Here is a 16,980-nt window from a genome sequence, read left to right as displayed (position 1 = left end):
GGACCGTGCTCGCAGCGCCCCCAGCCGCGACCCAACCTCGCCAGCGTCCGCATACCGACGGCGTTGCCTCGTCGTGTCGTGTGCTCAGTCGAAGACGATGACCTGGCGGCCGACGACGCCGCCGCGGCCGAGGGTTTCCAGGTTTTCGTTGACGTCCTCGAGCCTGACCTTGGTCACGTTGTGCTTGATCTGTCCGGCGTTGGCGAGTGCCAGCACCTCGACGAGGTCGTTGTGATTGGACCAGAACGAACCGAAGTAGGACAGCTCTGTTCCGACGAAGGGGAACAGACGGTGTTCGACGCGGTCGCTCATCAGCCCGACGGACACCAGGGCGCCTTCGGCGCCCAGCAGGTCAAACCCCAACGAGACCGATGCCGTGGCGCCCGCACAGTCCAGGATCGCGTCGATCGTGCGCCGGCCGGTGAGTTTGGCGAGCTCGTCCTGGATGGCTTCGACGGACTTGTCCCTGGTGTTGATGCCGTGGTGTGCGCCGTTCTCCACCGCGACGGCCAGCTTGCTGTCGGTGCGGCCGAGTGCGACCACCGTCGATCCACCCGCAAACAACCTGGCGTACTGGACCGCATAGGCGCCCAGGCCGCCGATGCCGTTGATGGCGACCGTGCGCCCCGGCCCGAGCTTGCCCGCGTCCCGGAGCTTCTTTAACCCGCGGTAGGGGGTCACACCCGCGTCGGTCATCGGCGCGAGAATCTCCGGCGTCTCCACGCCTTCCCCTGACACCGGGATCGCGTGCCGGTACGGCACGGCAAGGTACTCGGCGAAGCCTCCCGGAGGGCCGAAGCCCACCCACCGTCCGTCGCCGCTGCACAACTGCTCGTTGCCCTCGCGACACTGCCGGCATGTACCGTCACCCCAGCTCGGGTAGACCACGACCATGTCGCCCTCGGAAAGGTGCGTTGTCGTCGGTACCGCGCTCCCCAACCCCGCCACGCGACCCGCGATCTCATGCCCGGGGATGTACGGAAACCTCACCGGGAACGGACCCTTGAAGTAGCCATCAACGAGCTGGTAGTCGCTTCGGCACATACCCGCCGCAGCGACCTTCACCAGGACCTCGTCAGGCCTGGTCTCGGGCACGGGAACCTCTTCGATCCGAAGGGGCTGCTGGTACCCGTACATCCGAGCGGCTCGCATCTGCACGATTCACTCGCTATCTCGCAAATCCAGGAATCACGCCATGCTCGTCGCCTGAGGAACTTCCGGAACGTCCGACGGCGGAACGCGGACGCCTCCCGCTCGCGCTACCCCGTGGTCGCGGCGTTATGCACACCATCCGCCAGGCCCGAACGGGTTTGCTGCACCGATGGGTGCCACCTGAGATGGCTTGCGCTATGGGCGGGCTGGAAGGATGTCGCTGGGCTGAGGCGGGGTCTCTGTTCCGTGATCGAGGGCATGATCCGAACCTGGGCGCCGACGAGTTCTGGGAGATGGCGCAGCCGCTGATCCCGGTACCGGCCAAGCGTCCCCAGGGCGGTGGCAAGCGGTGGGCCGACGGCCGGGCGGCGCTGGCCGCGATCGTGTACCTGGTACGGGCCGGCTGTTCCGAAAAGCGCTCGGCGCGTGCTTGCGGGCCTGGATGTCAAGGGTCCAGCAGGTTCTCCGCCTGCCTCATCATCTCATCGACGATTCTCGCTGCAGGTTCGATCGAGGTGATGGCGCCGACTCCGGTGCCAGCCGGGTAAACCATCAGATCCCAATCCCCGGTGGTGTCGACGCTCGGCGGCAGGTTGGAATACCTCGGAATGTCGTACGGCAACTTCGCCGAATGCGGAAACAACGTGGTATGCCCGATCGGAGCGCCCGGGGTGAACTCAGCCGGCGGGTTCGCATCCGCCTCGACGGCGAACGGGGTGGCCAGCACACGGTATGACTCGTCCGGCCATTCTGGTCCGAACACCTTCGTGACGATCGTCGCACCGTCCGACCGGACGAGCCGCTGCTTGTACTCCTCGTTCGCGTACGCCTCGACGGACGCGACGAAGCGGGTGCCGACCCAGACGCCGTCGGCTCCCTGGCTAAGGGTGGCGGCCACGTTCTCGCCGGTACTGATACCGCCCGCCCCGAGCAGCAACGCTTCCGGAAAACGTTGCCGGATCGCGCTCAGCAACTCCGCGCGAGACGAAACCGCCCGCACGTGCCCACCCGCCTCGCGCCCCTGCGCAATCAGGCCGTCGACGCCGGCCGCCATTGCCTGGACGGCGAGGTCGACGGAGGACACCTGCATCCACACCTTGATCCCGGCAGAGCGAAGCCGCGAGATCCACTCCGCAGGCGGAACGTCGTGGTGGAATACGACCAACGGGACTCGAAGCTCCACGCAGGCGGCGACGTGCTCCGGCGTGCTGGCCGGGCCGAATGCGGTCTCCGCGCAGATAAGGCCAACGCCCCACGGCTTGTCGGTGAGATCGCGGATCCGGCTGACCATGGACTGCAAACTCGGCACCGGATCGGGCGATGCGCCCAGCACACCCAGGCCGCCCGCATTCGACACCGCGGCCGCGAGACCTTCGTACGAGACGAATCCCATGCCCGCACTGACCAGCGGGTGACGTATCCCGTACTCCCTGGTCAGTCTCGTTGAAATCGGCATCTCACTTCCCAACCGCCGATCGGCGGAGACGGTCTACCGGCTTCTCGCCGGACGGTCGAACAACTCACCTGTGTACCCGCACGCCGCGCGCGCTCACGAAGAACGGGCCATACCCGCGATCGGACGGCTCCGCGCCTCGCGCCCGATCGGCGCCGAGGATCCGCCCGCCCCTCAACGGCCATAGCCGGCCAGCAGGTGCCGGCCGGCTATGGCCGTTGTGCGCGGTGGCACGGCGGCATCGATTGGGCCGACCGGGCGGTGCTGGTCGGCTTGGCGCGGCTGCTGCCTTGGCGGGAGCGGGGAGGTTCGCGGTGGGTGGCGGCGCCGTAGCCGAGTGGCAGCGTTGCTGCGGCGCCGTGCGAGCCTCCGGCACGACCACCGTCGCAGTCGCCGCGGTGTTGACGGGGTGCTAGGGCTCAGGTCAACTGCTGAAGGATCGTGGGATCTTGGATACGGTCGTCGCGGGCCAGGAGCAGAACCTTCGAGATGACCTCAGCGGTGCGGGGGTCGTCGTCGGCGAACGGCAGGAAGATCCGTCCCCGGTGCTGTGCGCTCACGGGGATGATGCAGATCGCGTTGCCGGGGATGCGGTGGACGACTCCGGAGCCGAGCTGTACCGAGTAGGTGCCGAGCTTGCCCTTGATTCTCGCGTGATGTCCGGTGACCTCGACGTTGTCGAGGCCGAGCAGGTCGGCGGTCTCCTCGACCAGGCGGCGTCGCATCTCGATCGATGACTCGGTGGTCTCCGGATCGACGCGGCCGGCGTGTGCCACGGAGACGACCAGGTCGAGGTCGCGCATCGTCTCACTGAACAGACGGGGCGGCACGTCGCCGACCGGGATGACCTTCCAGGTGCCGGCCTGAACGAACGTGACGTCCTCGACGGCGGCGTCTTCGACCTCGGCGGCGGTGCCGAGGCCGTTGAGTACCGAGCACCAGGCGGTGATCTTCTCCTGGTGGTATGTCCGGCTGAAGCCGACCTCGAAGTCGGCGACCCAGCCGCGGCTGGTGAACAGCCCGGCGGCCTGCCGCGCCTCGATCTGCTGACCGCTGTAGCGGCGTGACCGGGGCCCGTCGTCGAGTTCGGTCGCGGTCGGTATGTACAGCTCGCGGAACAGCTGCCGGAACGGTTGGACCCGCCGGCGGGTGAACAGCGCGTGTTGCAGTTGCGGCCATTCGCCGGAGGCGAGCAGATCCACCGGGTGCGCGACCCGCAGCGCTGACCCGTCGACGGGACGTTCCTCGTCGTCCGGGCCGACCAGCAGCCGGGCGTCCGGGGAGGCGAAGCCCACGACCCCCTCGTCGGAGACGAAGACCAGGTCGCGCAGCATCGGTGCCAGGACGGGATGCAGCAGCAGGTCGGCGAGCTCGTCGACGTTGAATCGTTCCCCGCGGACGCAGGACTGCTCCAGCGAACGCCGCATCCGTCGGGCCTGCTGGCGCAGCGTTGTCACACGGGTTTTCAGCTCGGCGACGGCCGGCACCTTTGCACTCGCGGCCGGTACCGACTTCATTGTCTTGCCGGCTCGGTCGACGGTCAGCTGCGGTGCGCCGTCAGCGTCGAGCGTGAGGGTGACGGTCACGTCGCCGTCCCGGGCGGTGACCGGGCCGGCGGCTAGGTCGCGGACGGCTTCCGCCTCCATTGCCCAGGTCAGCCGGCCGGGGTCCCGGTAGCCGGCGGTGCGGGCCAGGTTCTCCAGCCCGATCTCGGCTGCGGTCGTCTCAGAGGCGCGGCGCTGCGAGCCGGATGTGCGGTCGGAGGCGACGAAGCCGCGGATCAGCTCGTAGCGGGCCAGCAGTGCCGGGTCGGTCCGGCCGGAAAGGGGTAGCAGACCGAGAGCCCGCACCGAGTCCTGGTGGCGCTTGCCGCGGATGCGTTCCAGCAGCGCTGCCTCGTCCACCCTTCCGAGCAGGGCCTGCGCGAACAGTTCGGCGCGCTTGTGCCCGCCCGCCGAGGAGGCGTATTTCGCGGCGGCGAGTACGGTCTTGAACCGGTCGACGCCAAGCTCGGTGATCAGCTCGTTGAACCAGTCGACGTCGGCGGCGCCGCGGACCAGGTCGACGGCGTCGAGTGGGGTGCGTTGGCTGACCGCGGCGTTCCACTCGTCGCGGATCTCCCGGTCGACGCCCCAGGAGTCATCCTTGGTGTGGGCATGTACCCACCAGACGGCGGACTCGAAGCCGGGCCAGCCGAGGTGGGCCTCGATCAGACCTGCCCATTGTGGGGCGTACACGCCGAACTCGATGGCCCGTCTCGGGGTGATGCCGGCTGCGGCGAACGCCGCGGACAGCCGCTCGGCGGTGTCGTCCGGTCGCGGCGCATGGATGCGGACCAGGTGCGACAGCGAGCTTTCCCGGCTTTCGGTCCAGCTGTAGCCGCGGGTCAACGGGCGCCTGCCGAGGGCTGCCAGGACGGCGGTGACGCTCGGGATGCCGTAGGCCGAACGCAGCCGCTTCGCGATCGGCGTCAGCGGTACGGGCAGGTCGCCGCGGCGGAACTCACCGGATATGGCGGCATCCCGTACCTCGCTGACGACGTCTTGCACCGACGACGGCTGTGCCCACGCCGGAAGGCGCCGTGCGGTCAGCTGCGGCAGATCGTCGGCGTGGCGAACGGGTCCGCTGCGCCGGATGTCGCCGTCACCGAGCCGCAGTAGGGCGTCCAGCAGGTCGCCGCGGGTCGCGGTGCCGGCGTCGACCGCCCGGGCGAGTAGCTCGACCGAGGGATGGTGCCGCCACGGCTGGTCGAGCACCAGCTGGGCCGCCTGCTTGCCCCACCCCGGTGGCTGGTCGCTGACTCGCGGCCCGTCGAACACGTCGAGCGTGCCTTCGGGCTCGTCGACATACCGGGCCAACTGCCACAGCCGCCGGAGCTGTTCGGGTGTCAGTTCGGCCAGCGGCAGCAGGTGCGCGACGTCAGCGAATGCGGTGCGCGCGTCGCCGCCCTGGACATAACCCCACTGGTCGACCTCGACCCGGCGGCCGCGGCGTTTCATGGATTCGGGCGGGCCGAGCAGTTTGCTGAGCGGAAGGTCGTGCACGACGGCGCTGGCCGCATCGAGTGCGATGTCGATCCACGACGGCCGGAATTCGCGGCGGGCCAGCCGGGTGATGATCTGCCAGGTCAGCGGGGGCGCGTCCAGATCGGCTGGGCCAAGGTCGACGACCCGGCGCGAGGCGCGCAGCGCCCAATCTTCCCTGATGCTCGGGACGGCGAGCTGGAGGAGTAACAGCTCGACGCCGCCATCGGTCAAGGTGGGGGAGGTGCGCTCCCACCATGGGCCGATGATCTGGGCCAGCGGCAGCGGTGAACCCGCGGGCGCCGGTGGCAGCCAGCGCAGGTTCGCCAGTAGTTCGACGCCGTTGCCGGTCTCGACCTCGACATCGGAGTGCTCGGCGAGCCACGCGCGCAGTGAGCTGACGAGATGCTTGCAGCCTGGCTGGTAGCGCGCGAAGTGGTCAGCCGGAGGCGGGGCTGGTGCCACGGCGGGGGTCCGATCGGCCACGCGGTAGCGCAGCGCCACCGGGATCTCGTCGTCGGCCGCCGCAGGACTGCCGGCAACGGTGGCATCCGGGATGGAGGCTTGGTCGGTCACGGCGTCGTGCTGAGTCGACAGGCCCGCCAGCTTGGCCAGCTCCGCGGCCGCCCGTACCTGATCGGCGGTCCCGGCCCGCAGCGTGGCCGCCGAGGCGGCGACAGCCTCCGGCGGTTGCCGCAGCAGCAGCGTGATGGCGTGCTGGCGCAGGTCACTGCTCTTGCGGCGCAGCGCCCCTTCCAGTTGCCCGGCCTCGTCCGGGGTGATCACCGGCAGGGTGGCCAACGCGTCGAACACCTGTCGGCGGACCGAACTTGAGCCGTCGGTCAGGAGACCGAACAGGGCGGCCCGGTTGGTGCCGGGGTCCTTCGCCAGCCGGTGGGCGGCGCCCCACCGTCCCTGGGCGGACGCGGCCGCGAGTGCCTCGACCGGCGCGGCTGCGATCGTCCGGTTGGCCAGGATCACGTCGGCGGCGTGCGCGGCGCCGACGGTCAGCAGGCGGCTGCCGATCACACCGGTGTCGACCTGCTGCGGTTTGCCGAGTGTACGCACGCGCCGCAGGAGCACCTCGACGGCGTCGTCGTCGAGGGTGGCGTCGGTGTCACGGGCGTGCGGGCTGGTCGGCCAGGCGGAGACAGCCGTCGCGTAGACCGAGAGGTCCGGATCGTCCAGCGCAGGCAGGAGCGCATCGCGGGCGTCGTCGAGCCCGAGCTCGGCCAGCAGTCGCGCCGCGGACCGCCGGGTTCCGGCGTCCGTGGACCGCAGCAGGTCCGCGGCCACCGGGATCGCTTGTCGGGCATCGACGAACGCGGCTGCCCACAGCCGAGTGAACGTCTCCGCCGGATTACCCGGCCGGGGTGGTGCGGCAGACGAGTCCAGGGACTGCGCCAGGTCGGTCAATACGGTGGTGAGCTGACCGCTGGTCCGCACGGTGAGCTCCTCGCCGAACCACACCCCGGCCGCCCGGACGGTTCCAGCGAATCGCGTCAGGCCGTCGGCGACGACGACGTCCAGAATCCGGCGGAACGATCCCGGGCAGGCGAGGTCGGTCGCCTCGAGGATCGTCGACCGCAGGCCCTCCTGCCGTCCGGCCGTACGCAGCAGCGTGACCACCGGCTCCCAGCACTCGGGCCGGTCGCAGCCCAGCAGCGCCTGGATACCCGTCGTGGTGATCCCGCTGATCGGATGCCGGCCGAACGCGCTCGCCGTGAGCGTGTCGGCGATGTCGGACCTCCCGGAGCTGATCTCGGAGGCCAGCAGGCCAGCCAACGGTTCCAGGTACCCCGGCAGGTGTGACAGCCAGGTCGCGAACCACGCGACATCCTGTGGCCACTCCCTTCCGAGCCGAAGCAACTGCCGCAGCGACTCCATCCGAGTGAATCGGCTGTCGTCCAGATTCGAGCTACGGAATCCCCGGCGCTGCCATCCCAGCTGGTAGGGCGCGACCATCGACCACCGCCACCAGCGCGCCAGCGGATCACCGAGCGGCGGGCACACGGCCCCGAACGTCCGGGCCAATTGCCGGTCGTCTAGACCATCGAGCTCCAGGCCCAGCGCGCGCGTGCCGGTGCGCCGTGGGTCGCTCGACCACTCGTGCACCTTCTTGACCAGCGGCCCGGCGAACAGCCGCCGGGTCAGGCTTACCAGTGCCGGCTTGGTCGCGTCGCCGGCGAACGCCGTCAGCTGCTCCTGGGCCTCTTCACGTCTGAGCATGGCGATCAGCCACCAGCCAGCGCGACCAGGCGGACCAGACGCAGTCGGGAGGACGGCGTCACCACCACGCGCGCGTCCAGCTCGGTGACCTGCTCGCCGTCCAGCACGACGAAGTACAGCCCGTCGGTGAACGCCTCCAATGCCCGGTCGATCGCCTCATCCGCGGAGGGCGCCGGTGGCGTGTGGTGGCCGCCGCTGACGAACCGGCCGCTGGTATGGCCGGTGGCCAGGTCACCCGGCGTCAGGACCGACAGCAGCTGCTGTGCCTGCCGACGCGATTCGTACCCGGCGATCTCTGCCCGGACCAGGCTGGTCAGCAGGGCCCGCAGCGTGACCTCACCGGACAGGCCCGCGAACTCCCGGTCGACGACTTCACCCGGACGCCCGACGACCTTGACCTCGACAATCACTCACTGCCTCCAGCTGCGCCCGTTGGTGACGGTGCTCCCCGTGTCGGTCCGGTGTGAGTCGGCGCTCGATAGGTGTCGCCCGTTGTACCTCACGGTTCCGCCGCGAGCGCGGCCGGTTATGCAGCCGCGACCGGCAAGTGGATCACCGCGATGATGGTAGCCGCCATTTCAGCGATCATGGCTACACCTGAAGGCGGAGTGCTGCCCGCATCTCGGGTGCGAACCTTCGTCCTCCGCGTGAAGGGTGCCAAGTCAGAGTCAACGCTGTGACCAGCAAGGACGGTTTCCTGGCAGGCTGGCTGTCATGATGGTTCGCGCGCTGGCGTTCATGATCCTTCGGCGCGTTCTGAGCTTGGTCAGCTTGGGTCCTACGCCAGATGCCAAGGACGTGGAGATAGCCGTGCTGCGGCATCAGATGATGGTGTTGTGGCGTCAGGTCGCGCGGCCGCGCTACACGCCGATCGACCGGATGGTGTTGGCCACGTTAGCGAGGTTGCTGCCACGGGAGCGCTGGCGGGTCTTTTTGGTCACGCCCGCGACGCTGCTTCGGTGACACCGCGAGTTGGTGGCCCGCCGGTGGACTTACCCGATCACCGGACGAGACCGACGGGAGTTGGACCCGGAGGTCGTCGACCTGGTCGTGCGGATGGCACGGGAGAACCCGCGATGGGGATACCTGCTGATCGTGGGGGAGTGCCGCAAGCTGGGCGTGTGGGTGTCGGCGACGTCGGTGCGCCGGATTCTGCGTCGCCATCGGCTGGGGCCGGCACCGCGGCGCGGCGGGCCGGGTTGGACGGCTTTCCTGCGAGCCCAGGCCGGAGGGATGCTCGCGTGCGATTTCCTGACCGTGGAGACGGTGGGGCTGACCAGGCTGTACGTGCTGTTTATCGTCGAGCTTGAGCGTCGCCGGGTGCATCTGGTCGGGGTCACAGCGCATCCCACCGGTGCGTGGGTGAGCCAGGTGGCCCGTAATGTGTTGATGGACTTTGACGGCCACGTCGACCGGTTCCGTTTCCTGATCCGTGATCGCGACACCAAGTTCACGGCCGGGTTCGACGCGGTGTTCGCTGCGGCGGGTATCGAGACGATCAAGATTCCGCGGCGGGCGCCGAGGGCGAACGCGTACGCGGAACGCTGGGTACGGACCGTACGGACCGAGTGTCTGGACTGGACACTGATCTGGAACCGTCAGCATCTGCAGCGAGTGCTCACCGCTTATCTGGAGCATTACAACGCCGCTCGTCCGCACCGCGGCATCGGACTGGAAGTACCGGTACCGGCCGGTGCGCTCCGGGCTGTCGAGGCGTGCGCCGATCCGGACCTTCGTATCGAACGCATCGACGTCCTCGGCCGGCTGATCCACGAATACCGCCGCGCGGCCTGACCCTAATCACCGAGCCGGCTCTGCGCCCCGCCGGGCAACGTCCTCCCGTGCGGACCTCCATCACCCGCCCGGATGCGGCGGCGTCACGATCGACGCCGACATACCGTGCAACGCCGTCCAGCTGACCGGGCCACGCGCACCAGGCAGCCGATTGTTGCTTCACGCCCGCCCGGCCGATCGTCCAGGACGTGGTTGCCAAGCACGCCGTATGGCTAACCAATACCTTGGTCCCTGAAATGGCACCCTTCACCGACCGGTTCGGAATCCGGTGCCACGACCCCGGTTTCGACCATCCTGCTCTGCTGGGAAGGAGAGCAGGATGCCGCCCTACCGGGAGCCCGAGACCACGTCCACGGCATGCCTGACGCGCCTGTCGTGTCGCTCCTGAGTGGAACGATCAGGTCGGAAAGACTCATTGACACTTGCGCTGCCGCGTGTTTATGGTCGTGGTCATCTCCACGTTGATCTCTCCGCGAATTCGGATTGGAATGCAGTTTCGGCTCTAAACAGAGGGTACTGAAATCATGGCCGAGCAGGCACCGCAGAGACCGTTCGACAACGCTCGGTTCAGGGAAGTGCTAGGTCACTATCCCACGGGTGTCGTTGTCGTCACGGCGATACTCCAAACCGGCGAGCCGATCGGCATGGTGGTCGGTTCGTTCACCTCGGTCTCGCTGGACCCGCCGCTCGTCGCATTCTTGCCCGACCGGTCCTCGTCAACCTATGCGCGACTGCGCGGCACGCAGAAGTTCGTCATCAACGTCTTGTCTGCCGAACAGGAGCACCTCTGCAGGCTCTTTGCATCGAAGAGTATCGTGGATAAGTGGGCCGATGTCTCGTGGACTCCGGCGCCTTCGGGGGCACCGATTCTGGAGAACGCCGTCGCCTGGATCGCCTGTGAGCTCGAGTCGACCACCGAGGCCGGCGACCACGACATCGTCCTAGGCCGGGTCCAGGACCTTCAGGTACACAATCCCGCTTTGCCGCTCCTTTTCTTTCAAGGCGGCTACGGGCGGTTCGCTCCGTCATCTCTCGTGATTCCGACGGAGGCGGACCTGCTCGCCCCAATTCGAATCGCAGAGCTTGCCCGGTCACAGATGGAGCAGCTTGCCAACGAGCTGAACGTCGAATGCATGGCCCAAGCCAGGGTCAAGGACGACCTGATTTTCGTCGCCAGTTCGGGGCGCACCCGGGACGGTCTTTCCCCGAAGCGGGTAGGCCGCCGCGTCCCCGCCGTCCCGCCCCTAGGGGCGTTGTTCGTGGCGTGGGCCGATGACTCCGCCGTCGAGAACTGGCTGCGTCGGCTGCCCGCGCCGCTGGAGGAGACGCAGCGGGTCCAGTTGATAGACGGGCTGAGCCGGGCCCGCGAGCGAGGCTACTCCGTTGCGCTCCAGTCGCCGGTCTTCCGGGAGATCGAGGTCGCCGTGGATCCGTTCGCCAAGGGGCGGTTCACCCCGGCGCAGGAGCGTGACCTGGTGCGTCTCATGGCCGGGCTGAACGGCCTGTATGAGCCTGCGGACCTGAACCTCCCGGCCGGGGCCGCGGTCCGGTTGATCAGCGCCCCGGTGTTCGGGCATGAGGGCGCGGTCGAACTGGTTCTCCAACTCTGGGACCTGCCGGCAGGCCTGCCTGCCGCGGAGATCCAGCACTACGCCGACCGGCTCAAGGCGGCAGCCGATGCCGTGACGAAGTCGATGGCTTGGTCGGGAGTCAAGTAGGCCTGGAACGGGGCCGCATTCACGTACGAGAAACCTCGCCCTGATATGGCGATTGCGATTTCGCGGGATTATCTGGCCGATTCACATATCCCGGCGGATTCTGAGTTGCCGGCTGCATTCGCGGGGCGAAGACCGGCCCCGCGCGCCTTTTCGACGCCTCGCAGACGCCCATTGCCAATGATAGGAAACGTCTGGATGCGGCGGCCCTCGGTGGAATGTCTCTAGCCGTTCCGCGGCCAGGGCACCCGCCGGCGATCCTGGTCTGCTCGCGGTGAGTGCCACCCTCGCGACGGTCGGTGGAGCGATTCCGTGCCGAGGGTGATCATTGGGCTACTTAGTGTTACGAGGCATCGCCTGATCGGCTGAAAAAGACCCGCGGAAAGCGCTTGCCCGCCGCCGCTGTCGACTGTAGCGTGACGCCGCATACGTGACTGGAGTCACAGAGAGGCAGCCTATGTCTGGCAAACGGCTCAGGGCACTTTTAGCGCTAGGACTTGTATCTGCGCTCGGATTGGCGGGGTGTTCGACGGAGCCGAAAGGTGCGGCGAGCAAAGTCTTGGTCAGTGCGATCGGGACCAACCCGCCGCATTTCAACCGGCACCTGACGACCGAGATCGGCACCATGCTGGTCGGCAGCACGATCTACGAAACCCTCGTGCGGCTGGACGCCGACTATGCGCCGAAGCCGGGACTCGCCGAGAAGTGGTCCAGCAATACAGAGGCCACCGAGTACACCTTCAACATCCGTAAGGGCGTCAAGTGGCATGACGGCAAGCCACTGACGGCCAAGGATGTGAAGTTCACGCTCGACAAGTACATTCCGCTCAGTCCGCAGAGCTCGGCATACGCCAAATTCATCGACTCAGTCACGGCGCCCGACGACAGCACCGTCGTCGTGAAGTTCAAGACTCCTTACGCGCCATTCGTCGAAGCGCTGGCCAGCACCTGGATACTGCCGGAGCACATCTTCGGTGACGGGCAGCCGCTCGCGACCCACCCCGCCAACTCGAAGCCGGTGGGGACCGGGCCCTTCAAGTTCGAGAGCTTCGTCTCGGGTGACCGGGCGACCGTCGTGCGTAACCCCGACTACTGGGGCGACAAGGCTGACGTGGAGAAGATCGTCTTCAAGGTCATGCCGGACTCGAACGCGCGGCTCCTTGCGCTCGAGAGCGGGGAAGTCGACTACGTCTACGGCACCTACGTCGACAAGGCTTCCTACGATCGGCTCAAGAAGAACAAGAACCTCGCGTTCCTGCCCAACCTCGGTGGCGTGTCGACGGTCACCGCGCACGTGAACACGCAGAATCCCATGCTCTCGGACGCCCGCGTGCGACGTGCGATCTACCAGGCGCTGGATCGTGAATCCATCGCCAAGAAGGCGTACTACGGCTACGCCACCGCGGCGCGCGGACCGATCCCGAAGGACATGACGTGGGCGGTGAACGGCAAGGTCGACTTCACCAAGGAGCTTCCGTTCGACCCGAAGGCCGCCGGGCAACTGCTTGACGAAGCGGGCTTCATCACCGGCAAGCGCGGCCGTCTCCGCCTCGCGTACCCGTCCGAGTACCCCACTCTCGTCGCGGCCGCCGGCGTCATCAAGTCGAACCTCGAGGAGATCGGTATCGGCGTCGACCTGATCGCCGAGGACTTCCAGGTCTGGACGGAGCGGACGTACAAGAAGAACGACTACGACCTGTCCATCGTGTTCTACACGACGTTCGAGGACCCCAGCCTCGGTGTCACGCGGGCGTACATCTGCAACCCGACCAAGATTCCGTACCGCAACGCCTCCGGCCTCTGCGACACGCAGCTGGACGCGGCGTTCGCGGCCGCCGGCCAGACCACCGACCGCGCGAAGCGGGCAGAGTTGTTCGCCACGGCCGAGAGCCGGGTCAAGGAACTGCTCCACACCTACCCGATCGTGGTCGAGCAGCAGTTCCAGATCGGGCGGAAGGACCGCTGGTCCTTCGAGGAGGCCCACACCAGTCACCCCGTGTCCTGGGGACTGATCAAGTCCAAGTCGTAACGGTCTTTTCGCGGCGGGCACCGCTGCATCAGCGGTGCCCGCCGGTGGGGCTCCAGATGCACAGACGCTGACAGACGCATTTGAACCAAGTGAGGACCAGGTCCATGCGAAACGAGAAAATGATCCTGAGCGCCTTCCTGCTCCCGGGCGGGTACGACTGGCGTGCCTGGCGTCTGCCGGGAAGCCGGTCGGAGGAGCTGGGTCAGTTCGAGATCATCGCGGAGATCGCCCAGGCGTACGAGCGGGCGAAGCTCGACTCGATCTTCATCGCGGACATCATCTCCGCGGCGCCGCTTCTCGAGGGCGACGTCAAGATGGGCAGCCCGTACGAACCGGTGACCGCACTGTCCGCGCTGGCGTCGGTGACCAGCCGGATCGGTCTGATCGGTACCGTCTCGACGACCTTCAACCACCCCTTCACGGTGGCGCGGCAGCTGGGCGCGCTGGACGTGTTGAGCGGAGGCCGTGCCGGCTGGAACATCGTGACCTCCTCCCGGGCCGAGGAGAACTACGGCATCGAGATGCCGGCGAAGGAGGTCCGCTACCGTCGCGCCCTCGAGTTCGTCGACGTGGTCAAGCAGTTGTGGACGTCCTGGAGCGACAAGGCGGTCATCAACGACCGGGAGAACGGTCGCTGGGTCGACCCGGAGCTGATTCGGCTGATCGACCACGAAGGTGAGTTCTTCAAGGTAGCGGGCTTCATCAACCAGCGCCGTTCGCCGCAGGGGCACCCGGTGCTGGTCCAGGCCGGTCAGTCCTCCGGTGGCCTGAACCTGGGCGCCGAGGTGGCCGAGGCCATCTACACCGCCCAGCCGCAGCGTGAGAAGGCGATCGAGTACTACGCCGACTACAAGGCCAACATCCAGTCGAAGGGCAGAAACCCCAACCACACCAAGATCCTGCCGGGGCTGATCCCGTACGTCGGTATGACCGAGGACGAGGCCCGCGACGTGCAGAACAGTCTGGCGCGGTTCGTCGACTTCGACGCGCTGCGCGCCGACCTGGCGACCCAGTACGGCCTGAAGCTGGACGACGTGGACCTCGACGACCGGATCCCGGAGGAGCGGTTCGAGGGCAAGAACGACGACAACGCCGGCACCCGGTTCATGGCCTACCGTCACCTCGCCGTCGAGGAGAAGTACACGCTCCGGGAGATCCTGATCAACCGCAGCAGCGTCGGCGGCCACCTGATGCTGTCGGGCACCCCGTCGAAGATCGCCGACCGGATGATCGACTGGTTTGAGAACCGCGCGTGCGACGGCTTCAGCCTGAACGCCCCGGCGATTCCCCAGTCGGTCACGCAGATCTGCGAACTGCTCATCCCCGAGTTGCAGGAGCGGGGTTACTTCCGCACCGAGTACGAGGGCGAGACGCTTCGCGAGCACCTGGGTCTTCCCATCCCGCCCGCCTGGGACGTCTGACGCACCCTCGAGTCGACAGTCGACTAACTGGAAGACGTTGAGCTGCACGCGTCGTAGCCATATTCACGGTTGGAGCCGAACATGAGCCCGAACAGATATGCGCTGCGACGCGGCAGCTCACCACACGCTCAACTGCGGGGTTGATCCGGAATGAACAGTGCTTCTCCGCCTGCGGGCATCCAGGCGGTCTTTGATGAACGGTGCGCCTCATGAAAATAGCTTTCGTCGGCCACTACCTGAGACTGCTCGCATCGTCGATGCTGCTGGTCTTCAGCGTGGTCGTCATCATGTTCCTGCTGCTGGAACTGGCGCCAGGCGACCCCATTCAAGGCCTGGTCGGTCAGATGCCCGTGACCGACGAGTTCCGGGCGAGCATGGTCGAGGCGTACGGGTTGGACCGGCCGATTCACGAGCGGTTCATCGCCTACGTGGCCAACGTCGCGACCGGCAACCTGGGCTACTCCTACGCCAACCAGGCGTCGGTCGGCGGGCTCATCGTCGATCGGCTGGGAAACACCTTGCTCCTCACCGTGCCGGCCCTTGTTCTCTCGTCCGTGGCCGGGATCGTGCTGGGTGCCATCGCGGCGCGTACCCGTTCCCGCCGCGTCGACGGTGCCCTGTCGTTCACCGCGATCGCCGGGTTCTCGGTACCCAGCTTCTGGCTCGGTCTACTGCTCATTCTGATTTTCGCGTCGATGCTCGGCTGGCTGCCGGCCCAGGGCATGTCGTCCTACACCTCTACCGGCGTGTCGATTCGTCACATGGTCCTGCCGGTGATCGCGCTGGCGGTGACCGAGACCGCCTTCAAGCTGAGAGTGATGCGGTCCAGCATGATCGAGGTCCTCGGCCAGGACTACATCGACACCGCGCGGTCTAAGGGTCTGACGGGCAATCAGGTGTTGTGGCGTCACGGCATTTTGAACTCGATGCTGCCGATGGTGAGCGTCATCGGGTACAGCACGGGCTTCACCCTGGCCGGTTCCGTGCTGGTGGAGAAGGTGTTCGGCTGGCCGGGCATGGGCCTGCTGCTCTACGAGTCGATTCAGCGAAGCGAAAACATGGTCGTCATGGGCGTGCTGCTGGTCATCGCCGTGACGGTTGTGGTCGTGAACATTTTGACCGACGTCGTCTACGGCATCGTCGACCCACGAGTTCGGGCGCGACTCCACAGGGCCAGGAGTGCATGACATGTCCACAACTCCTACTTCACGCCAGGTCGAGACGGGCGACGGGGCCGAGCGCCCCGCGCACGCCGAGTCCCCGCGGGCGGTTGCGGCGACCGGAGACGGTGCCGTATCCCTATCGCCGCCGGCGGCCAGGCGCACGAGCAATAGTCTGCTCCGGCGGTTCTTCCGCCGGCCGATGGCCGTCGTCTTCGCGGCCTTCCTGGTGGCGACCGCGGTTGCCTGCTTCGTCGGGCCGTTCTTCGCCCACCCGCCGAACGCCGCCCGATTCGAGGTGCTCCAGGGACCGAGCGCGGCGCATCCGATGGGGACGGACCCGCTCGGTCGCGATCTCCTTGCCCGTGTCCTGGCGGGCGGCCAGGTGTCACTCATCGTCGGCATCTCGGTCGCGGTGCTGTGCCTGACGATCGCGATTGTCGTCGGCGGCTTCGCCGGCTACTACGGCGGTCTCGCGGACACGCTGCTGATGAAGGTGGCCGAGCTGTTCCAGGTCGTGCCGGCCATCATCCTCGCGCTGGTGGTCGCCGCGATGCTGGGCAGCAGCATGACGATGATCATCTTCATCCTGAGTTTCACCATGTGGCCTCAGGTGGCGCGAATCGTCCGGGTCGAGTCCATGAAGGTGGCGGAACTCGGGTACGTGGAGTCGGCGCGGACGGTCGGGTTCGGTTCGCTGAGAATCTTCTTCTCCGACGTCCTTCCGAACGCCATGCCGCCCGTGCTGGTCGCGACGACCATGACGGTCGGACGGGCGATCCTCCTCGAGTCGGGACTCGCGTTCCTGGGTCTGGGCGATGCGAACACCCCCAGCTGGGGCGCCCTGTTGAACACGGCTCAGTCGCACATCCAGACCGCGTGGTGGCTGACGTTCTTCCCCGGCCTGGCAATCTTCCTCGTCGTGCTGTCGACCAACATGCTCGGCGACATGCTCAACGACACTCTCAATCCGACACTGAGCCGCGTGAAGTAGGGGGTTGTCT

11 protein-coding genes and 1 pseudogene are annotated in these 16,980 nt (G+C 67.2%); 7 read left to right on the top strand and 5 right to left on the bottom strand.

The features are described 5' to 3' along the window. Positions 1-84 precede the first annotated feature (84 nt). From HC028_RS27240 to HC028_RS01265, 5 genes and pseudogenes are all read right to left on the bottom strand, one after another. Positions 85-723, bottom strand: a complete 639-nt coding sequence (locus tag HC028_RS27240) for a zinc-binding dehydrogenase (RefSeq protein ID WP_239075318.1) — start codon at positions 721-723, stop codon at positions 85-87. A 24-nt stretch (positions 724-747) separates the two neighbouring features. Continuing rightward, positions 748-1,137: pseudogene (locus HC028_RS28645) on the bottom strand (alcohol dehydrogenase catalytic domain-containing protein); the annotation flags it as partial. Positions 1,138-1,597: 460 nt separating this feature from the next. Then, positions 1,598-2,608, bottom strand: coding sequence for an NAD(P)H-dependent flavin oxidoreductase (locus HC028_RS01275; protein WP_168071841.1), 1,011 nt, complete (start codon positions 2,606-2,608; stop codon positions 1,598-1,600). 416 nt (positions 2,609-3,024) lie between these two features. Further along, a complete protein-coding gene (locus tag HC028_RS01270; RefSeq protein WP_168071840.1) occupies positions 3,025-7,857 on the bottom strand; it encodes a DUF5724 domain-containing protein in 4,833 nt (1,610 codons plus the stop codon). Between the two features lie 5 nt (positions 7,858-7,862). Continuing rightward, a complete protein-coding gene (locus HC028_RS01265; RefSeq protein WP_168071839.1) occupies positions 7,863-8,267 on the bottom strand; it encodes a hypothetical protein in 405 nt (134 codons plus the stop codon). A gap of 304 nt (positions 8,268-8,571) precedes the next feature. On the opposite strand from HC028_RS01265, the gene HC028_RS27235 reads away from it, so the two are divergent. From HC028_RS27235 to HC028_RS01235, 7 genes are all read left to right on the top strand, one after another. Further along, positions 8,572-8,820 carry a hypothetical protein gene (locus HC028_RS27235; protein WP_239075317.1) on the top strand — a complete coding sequence of 83 codons (249 nt, stop codon included), beginning with the start codon at positions 8,572-8,574 and terminating at the stop codon, positions 8,818-8,820. A gap of 60 nt (positions 8,821-8,880) precedes the next feature. Continuing rightward, on the top strand, positions 8,881-9,651 hold the full coding sequence (locus tag HC028_RS01260; RefSeq protein ID WP_239075316.1) for an integrase core domain-containing protein: 771 nt from the start codon (positions 8,881-8,883) through the stop codon (positions 9,649-9,651). Between the two features lie 524 nt (positions 9,652-10,175). After that, entirely contained in the window at positions 10,176-11,369 is a 1,194-nt protein-coding gene (locus HC028_RS01255) for a flavin reductase (protein ID WP_168071838.1), read from the top strand. Between the two features lie 556 nt (positions 11,370-11,925). Next, positions 11,926-13,395 (top strand): ABC transporter substrate-binding protein, encoded by a 1,470-nt coding sequence (locus tag HC028_RS01250; protein ID WP_168071837.1) that lies wholly within the window; start codon positions 11,926-11,928, stop codon positions 13,393-13,395. 104 nt (positions 13,396-13,499) lie between these two features. Further along, entirely contained in the window at positions 13,500-14,816 is a 1,317-nt protein-coding gene (locus HC028_RS01245; RefSeq protein WP_168071836.1) for an NtaA/DmoA family FMN-dependent monooxygenase, read from the top strand. Between the two features lie 209 nt (positions 14,817-15,025). Beyond that, positions 15,026-16,003, top strand: a complete 978-nt coding sequence (locus HC028_RS01240; protein ID WP_168071835.1) for an ABC transporter permease — start codon at positions 15,026-15,028, stop codon at positions 16,001-16,003. A 1-nt stretch (position 16,004) separates the two neighbouring features. After that, the gene (locus HC028_RS01235) at positions 16,005-16,970 is read left to right on the top strand and encodes an ABC transporter permease (RefSeq protein ID WP_168071834.1); all 966 of its coding nucleotides are present in this window, start codon (positions 16,005-16,007) and stop codon (positions 16,968-16,970) included. The last annotated feature ends 10 nt before the right edge of the window (positions 16,971-16,980 follow it).

It is taken from the genome of Planosporangium flavigriseum, assembly GCF_011947225.1.
GTDB lineage: Bacteria > Actinomycetota > Actinomycetes > Mycobacteriales > Micromonosporaceae > Planosporangium > Planosporangium flavigriseum.
Note: the sequence above shows the minus strand (reverse complement) of the source record. Positions and strands in the feature narration are given on the sequence as shown.